17 protein-coding genes, 1 tRNA gene and 2 pseudogenes are annotated in these 19,292 nt (G+C 68.0%); 10 read left to right on the top strand and 10 right to left on the bottom strand.

Features of this window, described 5'->3' with window-relative positions:
* Window positions 1-26: 26 nt before the first annotated feature.
* Genes ACHMW8_RS10950 through cysS form a run of 3 tightly spaced genes read right to left on the bottom strand, consistent with a single transcriptional unit; the run spans window position 27 to window position 2,363 of the window.
* Window positions 27-488, bottom strand: a complete 462-nt coding sequence (locus ACHMW8_RS10950; RefSeq protein ID WP_125156714.1) for an iron-sulfur cluster assembly scaffold protein — start codon at window positions 486-488, stop codon at window positions 27-29.
* A gap of 7 nt (window positions 489-495) precedes the next feature.
* Entirely contained in the window at window positions 496-957 is a 462-nt protein-coding gene (locus ACHMW8_RS10945) for an SRPBCC domain-containing protein (protein WP_125156715.1), read from the bottom strand.
* Window positions 958-971: 14 nt separating this feature from the next.
* On the bottom strand, window positions 972-2,363 hold the full coding sequence (gene cysS / locus ACHMW8_RS10940) for a cysteine--tRNA ligase (RefSeq protein ID WP_395445563.1): 1,392 nt from the start codon (window positions 2,361-2,363) through the stop codon (window positions 972-974).
* A gap of 198 nt (window positions 2,364-2,561) precedes the next feature.
* Between cysS and folE the strand changes: the two genes are divergently transcribed.
* The gene (gene folE, locus ACHMW8_RS10935; protein WP_395445562.1) at window positions 2,562-3,197 is read left to right on the top strand and encodes a GTP cyclohydrolase I FolE; all 636 of its coding nucleotides are present in this window, start codon (window positions 2,562-2,564) and stop codon (window positions 3,195-3,197) included.
* 3 nt (window positions 3,198-3,200) lie between these two features.
* On the opposite strand, the gene ACHMW8_RS10930 is transcribed toward folE, so the two are convergent.
* Window positions 3,201-4,085, bottom strand: coding sequence for a DUF817 domain-containing protein (locus tag ACHMW8_RS10930; protein ID WP_125156718.1), 885 nt, complete (start codon window positions 4,083-4,085; stop codon window positions 3,201-3,203).
* Between the two features lie 113 nt (window positions 4,086-4,198).
* Here ACHMW8_RS10930 and hisI point away from each other — a divergent pair, with 113 nt between their 5' ends.
* Together hisI and ACHMW8_RS10920 are read left to right on the top strand one after the other, a co-directional pair.
* The gene (gene hisI, locus ACHMW8_RS10925; RefSeq protein ID WP_395445561.1) at window positions 4,199-4,618 is read left to right on the top strand and encodes a phosphoribosyl-AMP cyclohydrolase; all 420 of its coding nucleotides are present in this window, start codon (window positions 4,199-4,201) and stop codon (window positions 4,616-4,618) included.
* Window positions 4,605-5,231 carry a LysE family translocator gene (locus ACHMW8_RS10920; RefSeq protein WP_125156720.1) on the top strand — a complete coding sequence of 209 codons (627 nt, stop codon included), beginning with the start codon at window positions 4,605-4,607 and terminating at the stop codon, window positions 5,229-5,231. Before hisI ends, ACHMW8_RS10920 begins: the two co-directional genes overlap by 14 nt.
* 119 nt (window positions 5,232-5,350) lie before the next feature.
* On the opposite strand, the gene ACHMW8_RS10915 is transcribed toward ACHMW8_RS10920, so the two are convergent.
* Together ACHMW8_RS10915 and ACHMW8_RS10910 are read right to left on the bottom strand one after the other, a co-directional pair.
* Window positions 5,351-7,057 (bottom strand): alkaline phosphatase D family protein, encoded by a 1,707-nt coding sequence (locus ACHMW8_RS10915; protein WP_395445560.1) that lies wholly within the window; start codon window positions 7,055-7,057, stop codon window positions 5,351-5,353.
* Between the two features lie 111 nt (window positions 7,058-7,168).
* Window positions 7,169-9,657, bottom strand: a pseudogene (locus ACHMW8_RS10910) (TonB-dependent receptor).
* A gap of 92 nt (window positions 9,658-9,749) precedes the next feature.
* Here ACHMW8_RS10910 and ACHMW8_RS10905 point away from each other — a divergent pair.
* The 7 genes and pseudogenes from ACHMW8_RS10905 to ACHMW8_RS10875 all read left to right on the top strand — a co-directional run bounded on the left by ACHMW8_RS10905 (window position 9,750) and on the right by ACHMW8_RS10875 (window position 16,030).
* A pseudogene (locus tag ACHMW8_RS10905) lies at window positions 9,750-10,773 on the top strand (RluA family pseudouridine synthase).
* A 126-nt stretch (window positions 10,774-10,899) separates the two neighbouring features.
* Window positions 10,900-11,565 carry a hypothetical protein gene (locus ACHMW8_RS10900; protein WP_395445559.1) on the top strand — a complete coding sequence of 222 codons (666 nt, stop codon included), beginning with the start codon at window positions 10,900-10,902 and terminating at the stop codon, window positions 11,563-11,565.
* Between the two features lie 142 nt (window positions 11,566-11,707).
* Complete coding sequence (locus ACHMW8_RS10895; RefSeq protein ID WP_395445558.1) at window positions 11,708-12,553, top strand: MBL fold metallo-hydrolase; 846 nt, start codon at window positions 11,708-11,710, stop codon at window positions 12,551-12,553.
* A 229-nt stretch (window positions 12,554-12,782) separates the two neighbouring features.
* Entirely contained in the window at window positions 12,783-13,055 is a 273-nt protein-coding gene (locus tag ACHMW8_RS10890; RefSeq protein WP_395445948.1) for a PaaI family thioesterase, read from the top strand.
* A gap of 103 nt (window positions 13,056-13,158) precedes the next feature.
* Window positions 13,159-13,248: transfer RNA gene (locus ACHMW8_RS10885), tRNA-Ser, on the top strand.
* 419 nt (window positions 13,249-13,667) lie between these two features.
* On the top strand, window positions 13,668-14,414 hold the full coding sequence (locus ACHMW8_RS10880; protein ID WP_395445557.1) for a GntR family transcriptional regulator: 747 nt from the start codon (window positions 13,668-13,670) through the stop codon (window positions 14,412-14,414).
* A 317-nt stretch (window positions 14,415-14,731) separates the two neighbouring features.
* The gene (locus ACHMW8_RS10875) at window positions 14,732-16,030 is read left to right on the top strand and encodes a glycoside hydrolase family 1 protein (RefSeq protein ID WP_395445556.1); all 1,299 of its coding nucleotides are present in this window, start codon (window positions 14,732-14,734) and stop codon (window positions 16,028-16,030) included.
* Here the strand turns inward: ACHMW8_RS10875 and ACHMW8_RS10870 are convergent.
* From ACHMW8_RS10870 to ACHMW8_RS10855, 4 genes are read right to left on the bottom strand one after another with little or no spacing between them, the layout of a single operon-like run.
* A complete protein-coding gene (locus ACHMW8_RS10870; RefSeq protein ID WP_395445947.1) occupies window positions 16,027-16,323 on the bottom strand; it encodes an acyl-CoA dehydrogenase C-terminal domain-containing protein in 297 nt (98 codons plus the stop codon). The two genes, ACHMW8_RS10875 and ACHMW8_RS10870, sit on opposite strands and share 4 nt — an antisense overlap.
* A complete protein-coding gene (locus ACHMW8_RS10865) occupies window positions 16,320-17,747 on the bottom strand; it encodes an acyl-CoA dehydrogenase family protein (protein WP_395445555.1) in 1,428 nt (475 codons plus the stop codon). The genes ACHMW8_RS10870 and ACHMW8_RS10865 overlap by 4 nt, the downstream gene beginning before the upstream one ends.
* A complete protein-coding gene (locus ACHMW8_RS10860; RefSeq protein ID WP_125156759.1) occupies window positions 17,747-18,535 on the bottom strand; it encodes an SDR family oxidoreductase in 789 nt (262 codons plus the stop codon). Before ACHMW8_RS10860 ends, ACHMW8_RS10865 begins: the two co-directional genes overlap by 1 nt.
* On the bottom strand, window positions 18,535-19,257 hold the full coding sequence (locus ACHMW8_RS10855) for a TetR/AcrR family transcriptional regulator (RefSeq protein WP_395445554.1): 723 nt from the start codon (window positions 19,255-19,257) through the stop codon (window positions 18,535-18,537). The genes ACHMW8_RS10860 and ACHMW8_RS10855 overlap by 1 nt, the downstream gene beginning before the upstream one ends.
* Between the last annotated feature and the right edge of the window lie 35 nt (window positions 19,258-19,292).

Here is a 19,292-nt window from a genome sequence, read left to right as displayed (position 1 = left end):
GGTTACACACTCCCCGGAGAGAGGGATCAAGCCGCGCCGGCGGTGCTAGTTCGCGTTTCGGAGACAGCTGTGGCCTTCCGGACAGCCTCGACCGTCGCTTCGAACGCCAGCAGCGTCGAGGCGTGACGGGCGGGATAGTCCTTGACCGGCTCCAGCACGGCGAGCTCCGCAAACCGGCCCGCGGGAGGCGAACCGTTCGTCTTCAGCATAGCGGCAAGAGAGTCGCGCGCCAACTCGATGTCGGAAAGTTCCGCGCCGATGACATTCGCGCCCAGGATCGCGGCGGCCGCCTGGCCCAGGGCGCAGGCCGAAACGTCCTGGGCGTAGTCGATGACCTTGCCGTCCTCGACGACCACGTCGACGACAATCCGGCTGCCGCACAGCTTGGCGTGTTTCTCGGCGCTGGCGTCGGGCGCGGGCAGGCGTCCGGCCCGCGGCATGTTGGCCACGAGCGTCAGGATCCGGGCGCTGTAGAGGTCGTCGATCATGGGAAGCTTAAGATGGGGTCTTCTGGCGCTCGGACCAGATGGCCTCGGCGCGGTCGCGGACGGCTTCGCCCATCTCCGTGAAGGCGGCCCGCAGCTTGCGGCGCTCGTCGCGGCCGACGAACCGCAGCAGCGGCCCCATGAACAACTCGCCGTTCGAGAAGGTCGAGTTGCTCGGACCCATGCTCTCGATCTCGAGATAGCGGATCGCCGTCACGAACCCGCCGATCCGGCTGGAGCGCCAGTGCAACTGCTCGTACGGCACCCAGTCGTGGACCACCGGCGTGATCACCGCGGCCGGCTGACCCGGCAGGTGCTGCTCCAGCGTGAGGTTGGCCCCGATCTTCAGCTGCCCCTCGGCCTTGCGATAGAGCGGGTTCCATGTCTCCCAGGACTCGAATTCCGAGACGATCTCCCAGACGATCTCGGCGGGGGCCTGGACCCCGATACGGTGCTCAACGGCGCGTTTCATCGGCTCGCTAACCCTTAGTCCTTCATTCGCCAGGTGGCGCCGGAAGGGCCGTCCATGACCACCACGCCCAGGGCGTCGATCTCGGCGCGGATGGCGTCGGCGGCGGTCCAGTCCTTGGCGGCGCGGGCCGCGAGGCGCTTGGCCAGCAGATCCTCGACCTGGGCCTTCAGTTCGTCCGACGCGTCGCCCTCGAACCAGCTGTCCGGGTCCGCCTGCAGGAAGCCCAGCAGGGCGCCGGCCTCGATCAGGCGGGCCTTGTTGGCGGCGATGGCGACGGTGTCGCCGGCCGTCACCGCCTTCTCGATCAGGCTGGAGACCTCAAAGAAGGCGGACGTGGCCAGCGGCGTGTTGAGATCGTCCATCAGGGCGGCGACCACCTCTTCCGGGGCCTCCATGGCCTGATCCAGCGGCACGTCCTTGGCGCGGCGCAGGGCGCCGTACAGTCGGTCCAGCGACTTCTTGGACTGCTCCAGCAGCTCCGGCGTCCAGTCCAGCGGCTGGCGATAGTGGGCCGACAGCAGCGCCCAGCGGATCACCTCGCCCGGAACGTTCTTCAGAAGCTCGTGCGGGATGACGACATTGCCCAGGCTCTTGGACATCTTCTCGCCGGCCATGTCGAGGAAGCCGTTGTGCATCCAGTAGTTGGCCAGCACCGGCGTCTTGTGGGCGCAACGGCTCTGGGCGACCTCGTTCTCGTGGTGCGGGAAGGCCAGGTCGATGCCGCCGGCGTGGATGTCGATGGTGTCGCCGAGCGTCTTCTCGATCATCGCCGAGCACTCGATGTGCCAGCCGGGACGGCCTGCGCCCCAGGGGCTCTGCCACTCGGGCTCGTTCTCCTTGGACGGCTTCCACAGCACAAAGTCGGCCGGGTGGCGCTTGTACGGCGCGACCTCGACGCGGGCGCCGGCGATCATCTCGTCCAGCGGCCGGCCGGAAAGCTGGCCGTAGTCGGGAAAGCTCTGGGTGTCGAACAGCACATGCCCCTCGGCGGCATAAGCCGAGCCGTTGTCGACCAGCTTGCCGATCATCTCGACGATCGCGCCGATATGGTCGGTGGCGCGGGGCTCCAGGTTCGGCCGCAGCGCGCCCAGGGCGTCGGCGTCGGCGTGATAGGCGGCCAGGTAGCGCTCGGTGATCACCGAGATGTCGACGCCTTCCTCGGCGGCCTTCTTGTTGATCTTGTCGTCCACGTCCGTGACGTTGCGGGCATAGACCACCGCGTCCTCGCCATAGAGGCTGCGCAGCACGCGATAGAGCACGTCGAACACGACCACGGGGCGGAAATTGCCGATGTGAGCGTGGTTCCAGACCGTCGGACCGCACACGTACATCGTCACCCGCTTGGGATCGGCGGGAACGAAGTCGCGCTTCTCGCGCGCCAGGGTGTCGTGGATCTTCAGGGTCATTGGGTCGCGGCAACCTAACGTAACGGAGGTGTTGCCCCCGAAAGGGGCCGGCCCCATATATCTTCCAGATACGGCGAGGGCCATGTCGCGATGCGTCTAAATCGCTCCTCGCGCCGTATATGAAACGGGTGGCACGCGTAATTCCGGAGCGACAGGCGCTTCGGCGCAACTCAGCCCGTGGAAAGACCTCTGAAAAACATGGACGCCTTGTCCCGCGAGCGAACCCTGATCGGCTCTGACACCGGTCTTGATCTTGAACCCGCCGAGCGCCCCACCCGAGACGAGGCCATGGCCGCCGTCCGGACCCTGCTGGCCTGGGCCGGCGACAACCCCAACCGTGAAGGCCTGCTCGACACGCCCCAGCGCGTGGTCGACGCCTATGGCGAGTGGTTCGCCGGCTATCACGGCGATCCGGCCAAGGAACTTTCGCGCACCTTCGAGGACGTGCAGGGCTATGACGACATGGTGATGCTGCGCGGCATCGACGTGCAGAGCCACTGCGAACACCACATGGCGCCGTTCCTGGGCAAGGCCTGGGTGGCCTACATGCCGACCGGCAAGGTCGTGGGCCTGTCCAAGCTGGCTCGCCTGGTCGAGATTTTCGCCAAGCGTCTCCAGACTCAGGAGACCATGACGATGCAGGTCGCCGACGCGATCGAGGATCACCTTAGCGCCGCCGGCGTGGCCGTGCTGATCGACGCCGAGCACCAGTGCATGAGCACCCGCGGCGTTCACCACCACGACGTCTCGACCATCACCACCCAGTTCCGCGGCGTGTTCAAGACCGACAAGGTCCTGCAGCAGCGGTTCATGGATCTGGTGACGCGGAAGTAGGGCCTACGCCGCCGCGCGGATCCCTTCGCGGATCCGCGCGACGCAGGCGTCCACCGGGCGGTGGACCAGCGTCACCAGGACGAAGCTGATCAGCATCAAGAGATACCAGGCGCCCATCTTCTCGATCGGCACCAGATGCCAGCCCTTGGCCTGGCTGGGATAGATCCACGCCCCGGCGAAGGTGCCGAGGTTCTCGGCGAACCAGATGAACAGCGAGACCAGCACCGCGCCCATCAGCATCGGCATGCGGCGAGCGGTCTGATCCGGCGTGAACACGAACCAGGTCCGGCCGAACAGCAGCGCCGACAGGGCGAACAGCCCCATCCGGAAGTCGACGATGTAGTGGTGGCTGAAGAAGTTGGCGTAGATCAGCACCGCCAGGATGTGGGTGCTCCAGAACGGCGGATAACGCACGAAGGTGATGTCGAAGAGCCGCCAGATCCGCGCGATGTAGCTGCCGACGCAGGCGTACATGAAGCCGGTGAACAGCGGCACGCCGCCGATCCGCAAGAGGCTGGGCTCGGGATAGATCCACGAGCCATGAGCGGTCTTGAACAGCTCCATGATCGTGCCGACGACGTGGAACATGAAGATGACCAGCGCCTCGTCCCAGCGCTCCAGCTTCAGGGCCAGCAGCAGGACTTGAATGGCGACGGCGGCGATGACCAGGAAATCGTAGCGCGCCAGCGGCGCGCCGGCCGGCCAGAACAGGTGCGTGCCGACCAGCAGGGCCAGCATCAGGCCGCCGAACAGACAGGCCCAGGCCTGCTTCAGGCCGAACAGCAGGAATTCGTAGGCATAGCCGTTCCAGCGCGACCGTCGCGCCCAAGGCCTCGCCCTCTCGTCCAGCGCCGCCACGCCGGCCTTGATGCGGTCTTTCAGGTTCATCGCGTCCCCGGAGCGCAACGCCGCGCTCCAGCCTTCCAAACAAAGCGTGTTCAGGCAGGCTTTGCGGGGCGGGAAACTAGCGCACGGCCTCGCCCTGCGCCATATGTGGCGCCATGAGCACCGACCTGTTCCCCCAAGCCCACAGCAAGCACGATCTGGAGCGCGGAACCGCTCTGGCGCCGCGCTTCAACGCCGACGGCCTGGTCGTGGCGGTGGCCCAGCACGCCGACAGCGGCGAGATCCTGATGCTGGCCTGGATGAACGCCGAGGCGCTGAAGCTGACGGTCGAGACCCGCATCGCCCACTATTTCAGCCGCTCGCGGGGCGAGCTCTGGAAGAAGGGCGAAACCAGCGGCCAGTTGCAGGACGTCGTCGAGCTGCGGGTCGACTGCGACCAGGACGCGGTGCTGCTGAAGGTGCGTCCGCGTGGCGACGGCGGCGCCTGCCACGTCGGCTTCCGCTCGTGCTTCTACCGCGTGCTGGACGACGGGAAGCTGGTTGAGCGGGAAACACCGATCCATGACCACCCCTGAGGCCCTGATCGCCTTCACCCTGGCCGCCGGGCTGCTGACGCTGACGCCGGGCCTCGACACCGCGCTGGTGATCCGCACCGCCGCCGCCGAGGGGCCGCGCCGCGCGACCGGAGCGGCGATCGGGATCGGCCTGGGCTGTTTCATCTGGGGCGCGGCGGCGGCCTTCGGGGTGGGGGCGCTGCTGACCGCCTCGGAAATGGCCTATGCGGTCCTCAAGTGGGTCGGCGCCGCCTATCTGGCCTGGACCGGGATCCGCATGATCCTCAAGCCTCGCGACCAGTTCGAGCCCGGCGAGATGAAGGCCATCGACGCCGGCCCGATCGCGGCCCTGCGGCGCGGCCTCCTGACCAACCTGCTCAACCCCAAGGTCGGCATCTTCTACGTGTCGTTCCTGCCGCAGTTCATTCCGGCCGGCGTCGCGCCGGCCCGGTTCGGGCTGCTGCTGGCCGGCATCCACGTGGTCCTGGGACTGCTATGGTTCGCCGCCCTGATCGCCGCCACGGTGCCGATCGCGGGGCTGCTGCGCGAAGCCGTGGTGGTCCGGTGGCTGGACCGGGTGACGGGCTGCGTGTTCGTGGCGTTCGGCCTGCGGCTGGCGCTGGAACGGCGCTGACTCGCCCCCCTCCGGGCCTTCGGCCCTCCTCCCCCGGAGGGGGAAGAAGGTCTGCGGTTCCCCTTCCGCCCCCTCCGGGGGCGGACGACCGCGAAGCGGTCAGGTAGGGGCCAGTAAGCCTACCCCTCCTTCAGCGCCTCGACGCCGCCGCCGGCGGCGGGCGTCACGACGAAGCGCTTGAGCACGCTGGTCTCGTATTTCGGCTCCAGGATGGTCGAGACCGCCACCAGGTCGCCCGTCGCCTTGCCGTGCTCCAGGGTCAGCAGCACGAAGCCCTTGGCGCTGGGGTGGCTGTAGCGGACTTCCTTGTTGCGCTGGACAAAGGCCTCGCCGATCGGCGCGCCGGGCATCAGGTCGCCATAGCCGGGCGAGGTGATCGAGGTCGCGCCGAACTCGACGGCCACGCGTTTGTCGCCGCCGTCGTTCCACAGCTCGTTGGCCCAGAACATGTGGCTGTCGCCGGCCAGAACGATCGGCCGGGCCTGGGCGGCGGTGAAGATGTCGTAGACCCGCTGGCGATCGGCCGGATAGCCGTCCCAGGCGTCCAGGTTCGACGGAATCTCATAGGCCGACATCGCCACCGACTGGGCGACGCGCTTCCTGGCGTAGTCGGGCAGCTTGGCGACCAGAGCGCCGAACTTCTCCTCGCCCATCGTCTTCTGCAGGTTGGGCGTGGCGACGCGGGCCATGACCACCTGGTTGCCCAGCACCTGCCAGGCCGTGCCGGCCTTGACCGAGGCGCCGACCTGACCGGCCAGCCACCGCTCCTGATCCTGGCCCATCATCCGGCGCGAGGGATCCTTCCACTTGGCGACGAAGGCGGCGACATCGGGTTTGCCGTCAACGATCGGCAGGTCGGTCTCGTAGTCGAGCTGCTGGCTGCGCGCGGTCAGACGCGTCTCGGTCATCAGCAGGGTGACGACGTCGCCGAACTGGAAACCGCGCCAGGCCGCTTCGGGCAAGGCGCCCGCCGACGGCTCGCGGATCGGCATCCACTCGTAATAGGCCTTGAGGGCCGCGGCCTTGCGGGTCGCCCAGTCCCCCTCGGTCTTGGGCGTGTGGTTCTCGGCCCCGCCGATCCAGCTGTCGTTGGCGGTCTCGTGGTCGTCCCAGACGACGATCCACGGCGCGCGAGCGTGGGCCGCCTGCAGCATGGGGTCGGTCTTGTAGATGCGGTGACGGCGCCGATAGTCGTCCAGGGTGACGATCTCGTGCGGCGGGTCGGGCATGCGCGTCTTGGCGGTAGGCGAGTTCATGCCGTAGTCGCCGGGCGCGGCGCCGTACTCGTAGATGTAGTCGCCCAGGTGCAGCACCGCATCGACGCGCGGCAGCTTGGCGATCGCGTCATAGGCGTTGAAATAGCCGTTCGGATAGAGGCTGCACGAGGCCACCGCCAGGACCACGTCCTTGGTCGCGCCGGTCGGCAGCGTGCGGGTGCGGCCGACCACCGCCTCGCCGACCGGCTGGCCCGCGCGGCTGGCGCGGAAGCGGTAGTGATACTCGGTCCCCGGCTTCAGCCCCGTCACGTCGACCTTGACCGTATGGTCGCGTCCGGCGTCGGTGGTGGCGTGACCCTGACGGACGATGGTCTTGAAGTCCGGATCGTTGGCCACGTCCCAACGCACGCCCACGGGCAGCTTGGCGCCCGGCGCGGTCACCCGCGTCCACAGGATCACGCGGTCCTGCAGCGGATCGCCCGAGGCCACGCCGTGGTCGAAGCTGACCGGGCCATCGTGCAGGCCCTTGACGGTGGCGGCCGCGGCCTCGCCGGCGGCGGCGCCCGACAGGCCCAGCAGGCCCAGAACCTTGCGGCGGTCGATGGTCATGATGTGCTCTCCCCAGACACGGCGGCACGAGACAACGAAAGGAGGAGGCTGTCGAGCAACCTCAAATCCGACCTCCCCGGCATTCGCCCGGGGAAGGTCGGACGGCGGCGTTTAGTGGCGGAACGTGACGCCCACGCCCATGAAGCGCGGCTTGCCGGCGATGAAGGTCGGGATGCCGAAGCTGTCGCCCGTGTTGCCCGCGTCCTTCAGGTACTTCTGGTCGGTGAGGTTCTCGACGAAGGCCTCGACCTTCCAGCGGTCATCCGCGGCGCCGAAGCCGACGCGCACGTTCAGCAGGCCGTAGGCGTTCTGATACTCGTCGACCTGGGTGTCGGGGAACAGGCCCCCCGACTGCAGGTCCGAACGGTCGTTGTCGTCATCGAAGAACATCTTCGAGCGCCAGGTGTAGGTCGGGTGAAGGTCAGCTTGCCGCCCAACGCCTCGTGGCTGAAGGCCGCGCCCACCGAGAAGGTGCTGTCCGGCGACAGGCGGAAATGGTTGCCCTCGCGCAGACCGGTCTTCAGGCGGGCGTGGTTGTAGCCGTAGGTCGCGAACAGGGTCCAGTAGTCGTCGGCCTGGACGCGGGCCTCGCCCTCGAAGCCGTAGGCCTTGGCCTTGCCGGCGTTCAGGGTCACGACCTGCGCGCCCTGGCGGAAGCTGGTGGCGAAGTTGTCGTAGTCGTAGTGGAACACCGCGCCCGACAGGAACACGCGACCACCGGCCAGCTTGGCCTTGGCGCCGCCCTCGAACGCTGTTGACCTCTTCGGCGGCGACCACGTTGAAGCGCGCCGAACCCAGAGGCGTGGCCGGAGCGCTGGTCGAGATCACATCCGGGCGACGGCCGCGGGCGTAGGAGGCGTAGAAGCTCAGGTCTTCCGAAGCGGCGTAACGACCGACCAGGCGCCAGGTCAGGCCGCTGTCGTCGATCTTCTTGCTGAAGCGGTCGCCGTTGTTCGCCGTCGGCTGGGTGATCAGGCCGACCATCGGCAGGGCCGGATTGTTCACCGCGTTCGGTTGGGCGGCCAGGAACAGGTTGGTCGGGGTCGGGGCGGCCAGCAGGATGCCCAGGATCGAACGGCCGTTGTCGACGCTCGAGGCGTAGGCGGCCTCGCGGTCTTCGCTGGTGTAGCGGATGCCGGCCGTGATCTCGAACTTGTCGGTCAGCTTGAACGTGCCGTCGGCATAGACGTCGTAGGCGGTGTTCTCGCTGTAGTTGGCGAAGGTCTCGCGGTGGATCGGCTTCAGGTTCGAGACGATCCCCGGCGCGATGGCGCTCGGAATGCCGAAGCCCAGTTGCAGCACCTGCGCCAGGTAGGCCGGGTTGGTCAGCACGGCCAGAGGCTGCGGGTTCGGACGGCTGATGCCCAGGGGCGTGTTCCCGGCCAGCAGCGCGAGCACCAGGCGCTCGTCATACTGTCCCGGAATCCGCCACGAACCGGTCTCGTGGAAGTAGTTGCCGCCGACGAAGCCCGAGAAACGGCCGCCGTCGTCATAGCGCAGGCGCAGTTCCTGGCTCTGCTGACGGCCCTTGGCGTCCTCGGCGAAGGTCAGGATCGGCAGGCTCGTACCGTCCGGATCGAACACTTCTTTCGAGTGGAAGGCGCGCGTGGCGGTGATCGACGACAGGGTCAGGCTGTCGCTGAGCTTGTACTCGGCCAGAGCGGTCAGGCCGTAGACCTTGCGGTCCAGGCCCAGCGGCTTGCCGCCTTCGAAGCCCGCGCCCGGCGACAGGGTGGCGGCGGAGGCCACGCCGGTGTCGCCCAGCACCGCGCCGGTGACCGGGTTGGTCGGATTGAAGGTGTGGCTCTTGAACGAGGTGCCGCTGGTGTCGTCGACCTGGTAGTTGCCGATCAGGTCCAGCTTCAGGTTACCCGGCTCCAGGTGGTAGGCGACGCGCACGGCCTGGCTGTCGGTCGAGTTGTAGGGGTCGCCGCCAGCCGCGTCGTCGACATAGCCGTCGACCTGGCGGGTGCGGGCGGCGATGCGCAGCGCGCTGCCGTCGCCGAACGCGAAATTGACCATGGCGTCGCCGGTGAAATAGCCCCCGGTGCCGCCCTCGGCCTTCAGCGCCCAGTCGGTCTTGGCCGGGTTGGCCTTGTTCTGCACCAGGTTCACCGCCCCGATCAGGGCGCCGCGCCGAACAGGGTCGATTGCGGGCCCTTGGCCACCTCGACCCGCTCCATGTCGAACAGCTCGACATACGAGCCGCGCGAGCGCGAGATCGACACGCCGTCCTGGTAGATCGACACCCGCGCCTCGTCGGCGGACGAGCCGGAGTCCGAGGTAATGCCGCGCATCACGAAGCCGGAGTTGTTGTTCGACTGGTTTTGCACCAGGAAGCCCGGAGTGAAGGCCGACAGCTCCTCGAACGACTTGACGCCGATGGCCTCCAGGAACTTGCCCGAATAGGCGGTGACGGCGATCGGGACCTCCACCGGGTCCTGGGCCCGCTTCTGGGCGGTGATGACCAGTTCGCCCAGCTGGGTGGCCTGCTCGTCGCTGGCCGGCGCCGGCGTCTCATCGGCGGCCATGGCCGGAGCGGCGATGGCCAGGGCCAGGATGCTGGCGGTCAACAGCGTGGTGGTGCGGAAAGCGTGCATCGAATATCCCCTCGGCGCCATACTAGACCTGGGCCGTAGGCATGGGCCGTGTCGGCGACGCGACGAGCGTGTGACGGAGTGATGAAACCCCAGTGGATACAGTCGAAGATCAGCTGGATGACGACGCGCTAGACGGCGATGCGCCCGAAGTCGGCGCCGGCGAGGCGCTGACCGCCGAGTTGCCCGACAGCCTGGCCGGCCAGCGGCTGGACAAGGTGCTGGCCCCGCTGTTCCCCGACCTGTCGCGCGCCCGTCTGCAGGCCCTGATCGGCGAGGGCCGTCTCTCCCTGGACGGCCAGCCGATCACCGACGCCGCGCGCAAGGCCAGGGCCGGGACCTACGTGCTGTCGGTGCCGCCCCCATCCCCGGCCGAGCCGGAGCCCGAGGCCATCCCGCTATCGATCCTCTATGAGGACGAGCACCTGATCGTGGTCGACAAGGCCGCCGGCATGGCCGTGCATCCGGCGCCCGGCACGCCGAACGGCACGCTGGTCAACGCCCTGCTGCACCACTGCGGCGCCAGCCTGTCGGGCATCGGCGGCGTGGCGCGGCCCGGCATCGTCCACCGCCTGGACAAGGACACGTCCGGCGTCATGGTCGCGGCCAAGAGCGACGTGGCGCATCAGGGCCTGTCGAAGCTGTTCGCCACCCACGACATCGACCAACTCTATGTCGCCCTGACGCGCGGCGCCCATCGCCCGCGTCGGGCACGATCGACACCCAGCTTGGCCGCTCCCCCAGCGACCGCAAGAAGATGGCCGTGCTGAAGTCCGGCGGCCGCCGGGCCATCACCCACTACCGGGTCGAGGCCGCGTTCGGGCCACAGGACAAACCGCTCGCCGCCCGGGTGGCGTGCCGCCTGGAAACCGGCCGCACCCACCAGATCCGCGTCCATATGGCCAGCAAGGGCTCGCCCTGCCTGGGCGATCCCATCTACGGCGCCAGCCAGGCGGCGGGACCGGTCCGCGAGCAGGTCGCGGCGGCGGGCCTGAAGCGCCAGGCGCTGCACGCGGCGCTGCTGGGTTTCGTCCATCCGGTGACCGGCCAGGCCCTGCGCTTCGAGACCCCCCTGCCCCGGACATGGCGGCGCTGGAGGCGGGACTGGAAACGCTCTGAACCCTGCCCATATTCACAAGGCGGGTTAAACTTGCGCCCCGGCAACAAAAGCGCCCTAATTGCGCTGGCTTACCGGTCTAGTTCTTGGGCGGTCCAGTTTATCGGCCGGGTCATGTTGGAGCGTCCATGCGGCATCATCTCGCGACTATCGCCCTGACCGCCGCGAGCATGAGCGCCGCCGTTCTCGCTGGCCCCGCTTTCGCGAGCGAGGACGACGAGGTCATCGCCACCGCCCAGGCCAAGCCCTCGGCCCAGGCTCTGACCGCCACGGCGCCGGCCGCTCCGGCGGCGCCGGCGCCGGTCAGGCAGCTGACCACCCAGGAACAGATCGCCGCCTTCATCGCCGCCAATCCCGGCCCCGAGGTCGACGACGGCCCGCGCGGCCTGCTGCCCGCTGATCGTGACGCGGACGGCAAACGCAAGGTCCACGGCTCGATGGGCGTGTCGGTCGGCACCGGCGGCTATCGCAGCGTCTACGCCACGGGCCTGTTCCCGGTCGGCGAGAACACCACGGTCGGGGTCGCCGTCTCCAAGACCGACTTCGGCAAGCACGGCGGCGGCTGGTATGATCCCTATTATGGCGGCGGCTATGGCCCCGGGTACGGGTACGGCGGCGGCTATGGCTACGGCCCGGGCTATGGCCGCGCGCGCGGGCGGCGAGAGCCAGTCGGTCGCCCTGTCGATCGTCACCGGCAACCGGCGCGGCGGTTCCGACACGCCCGATGGCTGCGCGCCCGGCTTCCGCGACGGCGGTCGCTATGTCGAGCCGATGTGGGTCGCGGGCATGCGTGACGGGAGCCACCCCTGCGCCGCGGCCGACGGACGTTAGGCGAGCCCGCGCCAGACACCTCGAAATCGCCAAAAGTCGTATCGCCGTTCGCGGATGTTTAACGGCTTGGCCGCCATGGTGCCGGCCTCGGGCGTCTGAGGCAGATTGATGCAGCCGGAAATCATCGCATACCACCATCCCGCGACGGGGACGGTGACCTATCTGATCGTCGATCCCGCCACCTATCTCTGCGCCATTGTCGATCCGGTCCTGGACTTCGATCCCGTCACCGAGGCGGTGGACGCCAGCTTCATCAACCGGATCATCGCCGAAATCCGCGCCCGCGACCTGGGCCCGACCTGGATCCTGGAGACCGGCCTTCACGCCGGTCACGTGTCGGCCGCCGGTCATCTGAAATACGAGACCGGCGCGTCGATCTGCATCGGCGCCAAGGTGGTCGACAGCCTCAAGCGCCTGGCTCCCAAGTTCGGCGAGACCATGGTCGACCTCGACGGCTGGGACTTCGACAAGCTGGCCCAGGACGGCGACAGCTTTCCGATGGGCGGCGTGGAGTTCACGCCGATCGCCCTGACCGGCCGTCTGCCCGGCGCGGTCGCCTATCTGATGGGCGACGTGCTGTTCACCGGCGACCTGATGCTGGCCCCCGCCGAGGGCGCCGGCCGCTGCGACATTCCTGGCGCCGACGCCGGCAGGACCTGGGACGACGCCCGCAAGTTCCTCAAGCTGCCGCCGCAAACCCGCATCCTGCCGGGCGTCTGCGCCTCGGCGGTCTGCGAATCGACCGTGGCCGAGGAGAAGGCCGACAACATCCAGCTGAACGACAAGATCGACCGGCTGGACTTCATCGCCCTGCGCACCGCCGCCGACGCCATCCTGCCCGACCCGGTGCTGGCCTCGGCCGCCCTGCGCGTGGCCATTCGCTCCGGCAAGCTGCCGCCGCAGCCCGAGAGCGGCCCGCGCTTCCCGCCGGTCGACATCACCAAGCTCTAGGGTTTCTTTTCCGAACGGACTTGCGCCAGGATCGCGCGCCGCGCATATGGTTCGCACGCGAAGCATATGGAGCAAGCCGCCATGGCCGAGGATTTCAGCGCCGCCCTGACCGCCGGCCAGGCCGGCTTCCTCCCCGACCTCCTGGGCCTGGAGTGGCGGGTGGCCGTGCCGGGCCACGTCGAGGGCCGCTTCGACGTCGACAAGCGCCACATGGCCCCCCAACGGCTTCCTGCACGCGGCCAGCGTCATCGCCCTGGCCGACTCGGCGTCGGGCTACGGCTGCATGATCTCCCTGCCCGAGGGCGGAACCAGCTTCACCACGATCGAACTGAAGTCGAACTTCCTGGGCACCGCCCGCGAAGGCGGCGTGGCGGTGGAGGCCAAGCTGGTCCACGGCGGCAAGACCACCCAGGTCTGGGACGCCGTGGTGACCGCCGAGGCCACCGGAAAAACCATCGCTCTTTTCCGCTGCACCCAGATGATTCTGCGACCAAAAGGCTGACCGCGAAAAACCTGGGAAGAAGGGCTTGCGTCCCGGCGGCGACGCCGCTAGGTATCGCGCCCTCGACCTCGGGCGGTTCCAAAACCGCTCGGAACGGCGGCCTGGAGAGGTGGCAGAGTGGTCGAATGTACCGCACTCGAAATGCGGCGTGCCTGGAAGGGCACCGTGGGTTCGAATCCCACCCTCTCCGCCAGCCACCTTTGAAGAAAAAGAAATCTTTCCAACACCTTCGGGCATGGCTGACGAACAGTCGGCGCGGGTTCGGCGCCGGCATGTTCTGAAGCTGGATCTTCGTTTGCTTCGGCCGCGCGATGGCCTCGGGCGCGCGACTGGTCTGCGCGTCGGGGCGTCTCGCATCCTCATGGCGCGCGCCCGGCCAAGCCGGGGCTCGGGCGATAGATGACCCCGGCGGTCCAGGTGTCAAAGTTCTCCGGCTTCAGGTCCGGACACAGCCAAAAGCACGGGCACGTCAACTATATTGTTCGACAATTTAACCCATAATGAACAACACTTTACCGTAGCGCGGGCGGAACAATCTCTTTTCACTCATCGATTCCGATCCCACAGTCGCGTGGGGATTTCCCGTGAACCGCCGAAAGCCGATTGTCCTCCATGCCAGCCAAGACACCCCCGAGCAGGTCCGCCACCGCACCTTCGCCGACGGCGGAAGACGTGGCGGATGCTCTCAGGCGCCGGATTCAGGACGGCCTTCTGCCTCCGGGTGAATGGCTGCGAGAGGTCCGGATCTGCACCGAGTTCGGCGTGGGACGCTCGATCGCGCGAACGGCGCTGCGCGAACTGGGCGACGACGGTCTGGTGAACCTCGAGGAAAATCGCGGCGCCTATGTCGCCGCGACCACGGTCCAGGAGGTCTTCGACCTCTACGAGGTCCGGGCCGCGCTCTACGGATTGGCGGCCCGGTTCGCTTGCATCCGCGCGACGCCGCAGCACCTGGCCGAGACCTTGAAACTGGTGGACGCCCTGTTCGAGGCGACCGAGCGCGGCGCGCCGGCCGACGAATTGATCCACCGCAGCGAGGTCATTTTTGACCAGTTGGCAAGCGTCTCCAGCGCCGACGCGCAGAAGATGATCGCGTCGATCCGCCGAAAGACCCGCTGGCACTATTCCTATGCGAGCCTGGCGCTTAGCGACGACGGCGGTCCTTTCGAACATTGGCGTGTGGTCCGGGAGGGTCTGGCCGAACGGGACGGGGCCAAGGCCGCCGAAGGCGCCCGCAACATCCTCTACTACATGCAGAACGAGGTGATGCGGCTGATGATTTCCCGCGGCTTCGGCCTCCAGGCCGTAGGGACTCAAGGCGCGCCGCGCCAAGCGCGCAAACGCCGCGCATCCGAGTGAGGCGCGTCTAGCCTAGGCCTGTCCGGCGCTGGCTTTGGAGAGCCCATTGGGCGGGCGTGATCTTGGGCGTCGGTTCAGGATCGGGCGCTTTGCGTCCACTTGGATCGCCCTCGTAGAACAACGATCGTTGACGCCGTCACAGCGATAGGACAAAATTCACTGCCGAGAGAGTTAGTTATTTAGCGGCAAATACGATTTGGCGAGCGGCAGGTCGGACGTTCGAAATCGACGGCGGGACAGTCTTCTGGATCTCACCTCGCGCCTGGCGGGCGGCCTCGCGTCGCCCGCCATTCTTTTCCGGAGAGACGAGAATGACGATGGATCGACGCGATCTGCTGCTTGGCGCCGGCGCCGCCCTGACGCCTCTGATCGCCGCCGCCGAGATCAACCCCAAGCGGCCGGCTCCCGCGGGGTTCCTGTGGGGCACGGCGATCTCGGCCTATCAGAGCGAGGGCGGCAACACCAACAGCGACGCCTGGCTCATGGAGAACATCCGGCCCAGCATGTTCAAGGAACGCTCGGGCGACGCCTGCGACAGCTACCACCGCTATGCCGAGGATTTCGCGATCGCCGGCGGCCTGGGCCTCAACTGCTACCGGATGGGCGTGGAGTGGGCCCGGATCGAACCCAGCGAGGGCGAGTTCTCCGAGGCCGAACTCGACCACTACGCCCGTATGCTCGAGGCCTGCCGCGCGCGGGGCCTCAAGCCCATGGTGACCCTGAACCACTTCACCACGCCGCTATGGTTCGCCATGCGCGGGGGCTTCGAGGTCGCCGACGCCCCGGCCCTCTTCGCCCGATACTGCCGCAAGGTCGCCGAGCGCCTGGGCGGGCTGATGCACATGACCACGACCTTCAACGAGGCCAATATCCGCCTGCTGGTCGACCTCATGCCCGGGATCCAGAACGCCATTCCCGCCGTGAAGGCCGCCATCGCCGCGGCGGCCAGGGCCACGGACTCCCCGCGCTTCTCGCGTCTGGCCTATGCCGACCCGCAAGTCGTCTCGCCGATCATGCAGGAGGCCCACCGCCGCGCCTACGACGCCATCAAGGCCGTCCGGCCGAACCTACCGGTCGGCGTCACCATGACCACCCAGGACATCCAGTCGGCCGGCGATCCCAGCCTGGTCGCGATCTATCAGCGCAAGCTCTACGGCGATTGGGTCGAAGTCGCCCGCAGCCACGCCGATTTCTTCGGGGTTCAGACCTACACCCGGTTCGTCGTCGACGAACAGGGAGTGCGCCCGCCGCCCAAGGGCGCCGAGCTGACCCTGGCCGGCTACGAGTTCTACCCTCAGGCGCTCGCCAACACGATCCGCTGGGCGCACAAGGCCATCGGCAAGCCGATCTACGTCACCGAAAGCGGGGTCGCCACCAACGACGACGCGCGCCGCATCGCCTTCATCGACCAGGCTCTGGACGGCGTCCGCCAGTGCCTGGCCGAGGGCATACCCGTCCACAGCTACCTCTACTGGTCGCTGCTGGACAATTTCGAGTGGACGTCCGGCTACGGCGTGCCGTTCGGCCTGGTGGCCGTCGATCGCAAGACCTTCAAGCGCACGCCGCGCCACAGCGCCGCGCACCTGGGCGCCATCGCCCGCGCCAACCTGATCTAGAAGATCGAGACCGGCGCGTCCGAGGCCACGTCGCTGCCCGAGGCGACGAACGCCAGCAGGGCGTCGACCTTGGGCAGTTCGCACTCGAAGAAATAGCGACAGGCCCGGCGCTTGCCTTCGGCGAAGTCGTCCGGGCCCGGCGGGACGGCCGTGGCCTGGTCCAGCCAGAGCCAGGCGACCACAACGTGACCGAAGGCCCAAAGGAACGGCGTGGCGTTGGCCAGCGCGGCCTGCCCTCCACGACCTCGCAGCCCTTCGATCGTGTCGACCACCGCGCTCCAGGCGTGCGTCAGGGCGCCGGCGTGGTCCTGCAGCCCCGCGACCGCCAGGGCCGCCCGCGCGGTCCGCTCGATCGATCGTTCCAGGACCGCCAGACCCGATCCATCCTGCAGGATTTACGGCCCAGCAGGTCCAGGCCCTGGATGCCGGTCGTGCCTTCGTGGATGGGGTTCAGGCGGTTGTCGCGCCACAGCTGCTCGACATCGAAGTCGCGCGTGTAGCCATAGCCGCCGTGGATCTGGATCGCGATGTCGTTGGCCAGCAAGCCGTGCTCCGATGGCCAGGTCTTGGCGATCGGCGTCAGCAGGCCCAGCAGCGCCGCGTCGTCGGCATTGTCGGGCGCCGTGTCGACAAGCCTCGCGCAGTAGAGGCACAGCGCCAGCGCGCCTTCGACATAGGCCTTCTGCTGCCACAACATCCGCCGCACGTCGGGGTGCTCGATGATCGGCGTCGGCGCGCCGGATCGCCGCCCATGGGGGCGTCCCTGCAACCGCTCGCGGGCGTAGGCGACGGCGAGACGATAGCCGCGATAGCCCAGCGCCGCGGCGCCCAGGCCAACGCCGATCCGGGCCTCGTTCATCATCAGGAACATCTGCTTCAGGCCCTGGCCGGGTTCGCCGACGATCCATCCGACCGCCCCGCCCCGCTCGCCGAAGTTCAGCAGGCAGTTGGCCGTGCCGCGGTAGCCCATCTTGTGGTTCAAGCCCGCCACGGCGACGTCGTTTCGCGAGCCGTCCGGCAGGATCTTGGGCACGATGAACAGCGAGATGCCCGCCGTCCCCTCGGGCAGCGCGCCGGACGCGTCCGGGACCTTGGCCAGCACCAGGTGGACGATGTTCTCGCTGACGTCCTGGTCGCCGCCCGAGATCCACATCTTGTTGCCGGCGAGGCGATAGCGCGCGCCCAGCTCGTCGTCGCCATCAGGCGTCGCCCGGGTGCTGATATCGGCCAGGCTGGACCCGGCCTGGGGCTCGGACAGACACATCGTGCCGAACCAGCGCCCCTCGATCTCGGGTCGTGCGAAGGCCTCGAACTGGGCCTCCGACCCGAACGTGGCGATCAGGCGCGCATTGGCCACCGTCAGCATCGGATAGGCGGCCGTCGCGACATTGGCGGCGGCGAAGAAGGCGAACGAGGCCGAGCACAGCAGATAAGGCAAGCCCAGCCCGCCCTGCTCCTCGGGAAAGCCGGCCGAGAACAGGCCCAGGTCCGCGTATTGAGCCAGCGCCTCGCCGATCGCGCCGCAGACGCGAACCTGGCCGTCGTCGAGCCACGGCTCCTCGACGTCGTTGCGCTTGAAGTGCGTCAGGAACCGCTCGGCCGCCAGCTTCTCGGAAAGATCCAGGATCGCATCGGCCGTCTCGCGATCGATCAGATCGCCGGCCTTCAGCCAGGTGTGCAGCAGGAAGTCGACATCGCGACGATCAAGAACGCTCATCAGATGACCGTCATGCCACCGTCGACGACCAGGATCTGGCCGGTGATGTGGCCGCCCGCGTCCGAGGCCAGAAGCAGGGCCGGCCCCATCAGGTCGGTGTCGCCGCCCAGCTTGCCCAGCGGCGTCCGGCGCAGCATGTCCTCGCCGTGCTCGCCCAGCGTCGCTTCCGTCATCTTTGAGGGGAAATAGCCGGGCGCCAGGGCGTTGACCCGGATGTTCTTCGGACCCCATTCGGCGGCAAGAGCCCGGGTCAGATTGACCACCGCGCCCTTGGCGGTGTTGTAGGCGATCGTGCCCAGCTGGTCGGGATGGTGACCCTGCAGGCCCTCGATCGAGGCGACATTCACCACCGAGCCCTTGCCCTGCTTGAGGAACGCCGCGCGCGCCACCGCCTGGGTCAGCAAGAACAGGCCCGTGACGTTCAGGTCGATGACCTTGTTCCAGCCCTCCAGCGGATAGTCTTCGGCCGGCGCGCCCCAGGCGGCGCCGGCATTGTTGACCAGCACGTCGATGCGCCCGAACCGCTCGAGCACCCGTTCGGTCAGCGCCGAGGCCGTCTGCGGCGAGCCCAGGTCCGCCGCGAAGCCGACGGCCGTGATCCCCTTCGCCGAAAGCTGCTCGACCGCCGCGTCCAGTTCGGCCTGCTTACGCGCCACCAGCGCTAGCGAAGCGCCGTATTCGCCCAGCGCGCTGGCGATCTGCAAACCCAGGCCCCGCGACCCGCCCGTCACCAGCGCCACCTTGCCGGAGAGGTCGAAGAGCCCCGCCAGCGTTCCATCCTTGCTCATCACTTGTCCTTAGATGCCATGACGTCCTGGCGTATCGCCTCGAAGCCCGCGGCCATGAACCGCGCCATGTGCCGCCGGATCGACACGAAATCGTCGGAAGAGCACAACCCGTGTGACAGCTCGTCAAGACGGCCGGTGCGGGCCATGTTGTGGGTCATGGCGCCCGACACGAAGTGGTACCCCCAGAAGATCGTCGCCTCGTCGCAATCGGGCATCGCCTTCTTGAGCAGGTCGATCAGGGCCAGGACCACCGGGTTGAAGTACTTGCTCATCTTCTCGGCGCCCCAGCCGGCGGCGCTGTTGGCCTGGGCGCTGATCTTGCCGAAGGCCAGCCACTGCTCGGTGTCGTCGATCTGGACGTTCAGGTCGGTGTCGATCCAGGCGTGCAGCGCCCCTTCGACCGTGACCTTGTCGCCCACCGCCTCGGCGTAGCGGCGCATGGCCTCGAGACGGTTGCGGGCCGAGATCGGGGCCCGCCGCGCCCACACCGCCTCGTACAGGCTCTCCTTGCCGTTGAAGTGGTAGTGGATGAGCGTCGAACTCACGCCGATCCGCGCCGCCACGTCCTTGAGGGTGACGCCATGATAGCCGAACTCGGCGAACAGCTGCTCGGCGGCGTCTAGGATGCGCTCGATCGAGGCCTCGCGGACGCGAGCCTTGTGGTTGGGCGCGCGAGGGCGCGCGGGCGGCTGTCCTGGCGTGGCTTGGTCGGTGCTGCTCATTTCGACTCGGGTAGCGGTTTCGCCTCCACCCCGTC

The organism is Caulobacter sp. UC70_42 (assembly GCF_044056025.1).
Classification (GTDB): Bacteria; Pseudomonadota; Alphaproteobacteria; order Caulobacterales; family Caulobacteraceae; genus Caulobacter.
Note: the sequence above shows the minus strand (reverse complement) of the source record. Positions and strands in the feature narration are given on the sequence as shown.

What these genes read in the sequence shown, in the direction of transcription:
- ACHMW8_RS10950 (WP_125156714.1), bottom strand. Translation starts at nt 488, where the DNA reads ATGATCGACGACCTCTACAGCGCCCGGATCCTGACGCTCGTGGCCAAC.
- ACHMW8_RS10880 (WP_395445557.1), top strand. Translation starts at nt 13,668, where the DNA reads ATGCCAGCCAAGACACCCCCGAGCAGGTCCGCCACCGCACCTTCGCCG.
- cysS (WP_395445563.1), bottom strand. Translation starts at nt 2,363, where the DNA reads ATGACCCTGAAGATCCACGACACCCTGGCGCGCGAGAAGCGCGACTTC.
- ACHMW8_RS10920 (WP_125156720.1), top strand. Translation starts at nt 4,605, where the DNA reads ATGACCACCCCTGAGGCCCTGATCGCCTTCACCCTGGCCGCCGGGCTG.
- ACHMW8_RS10945 (WP_125156715.1), bottom strand. Translation starts at nt 957, where the DNA reads ATGAAACGCGCCGTTGAGCACCGTATCGGGGTCCAGGCCCCCGCCGAG.
- ACHMW8_RS10865 (WP_395445555.1), bottom strand. Translation starts at nt 17,747, where the DNA reads ATGAGCGTTCTTGATCGTCGCGATGTCGACTTCCTGCTGCACACCTGG.
- ACHMW8_RS10930 (WP_125156718.1), bottom strand. Translation starts at nt 4,085, where the DNA reads ATGAACCTGAAAGACCGCATCAAGGCCGGCGTGGCGGCGCTGGACGAG.
- ACHMW8_RS10875 (WP_395445556.1), top strand. Translation starts at nt 14,732, where the DNA reads ATGGATCGACGCGATCTGCTGCTTGGCGCCGGCGCCGCCCTGACGCCT.
- ACHMW8_RS10855 (WP_395445554.1), bottom strand. Translation starts at nt 19,257, where the DNA reads ATGAGCAGCACCGACCAAGCCACGCCAGGACAGCCGCCCGCGCGCCCT.
- ACHMW8_RS10860 (WP_125156759.1), bottom strand. Translation starts at nt 18,535, where the DNA reads ATGAGCAAGGATGGAACGCTGGCGGGGCTCTTCGACCTCTCCGGCAAG.
- ACHMW8_RS10900 (WP_395445559.1), top strand. Translation starts at nt 10,900, where the DNA reads ATGCGGCATCATCTCGCGACTATCGCCCTGACCGCCGCGAGCATGAGC.
- ACHMW8_RS10915 (WP_395445560.1), bottom strand. Translation starts at nt 7,057, where the DNA reads ATGACCATCGACCGCCGCAAGGTTCTGGGCCTGCTGGGCCTGTCGGGC.
- folE (WP_395445562.1), top strand. Translation starts at nt 2,562, where the DNA reads ATGGACGCCTTGTCCCGCGAGCGAACCCTGATCGGCTCTGACACCGGT.
- hisI (WP_395445561.1), top strand. Translation starts at nt 4,199, where the DNA reads ATGAGCACCGACCTGTTCCCCCAAGCCCACAGCAAGCACGATCTGGAG.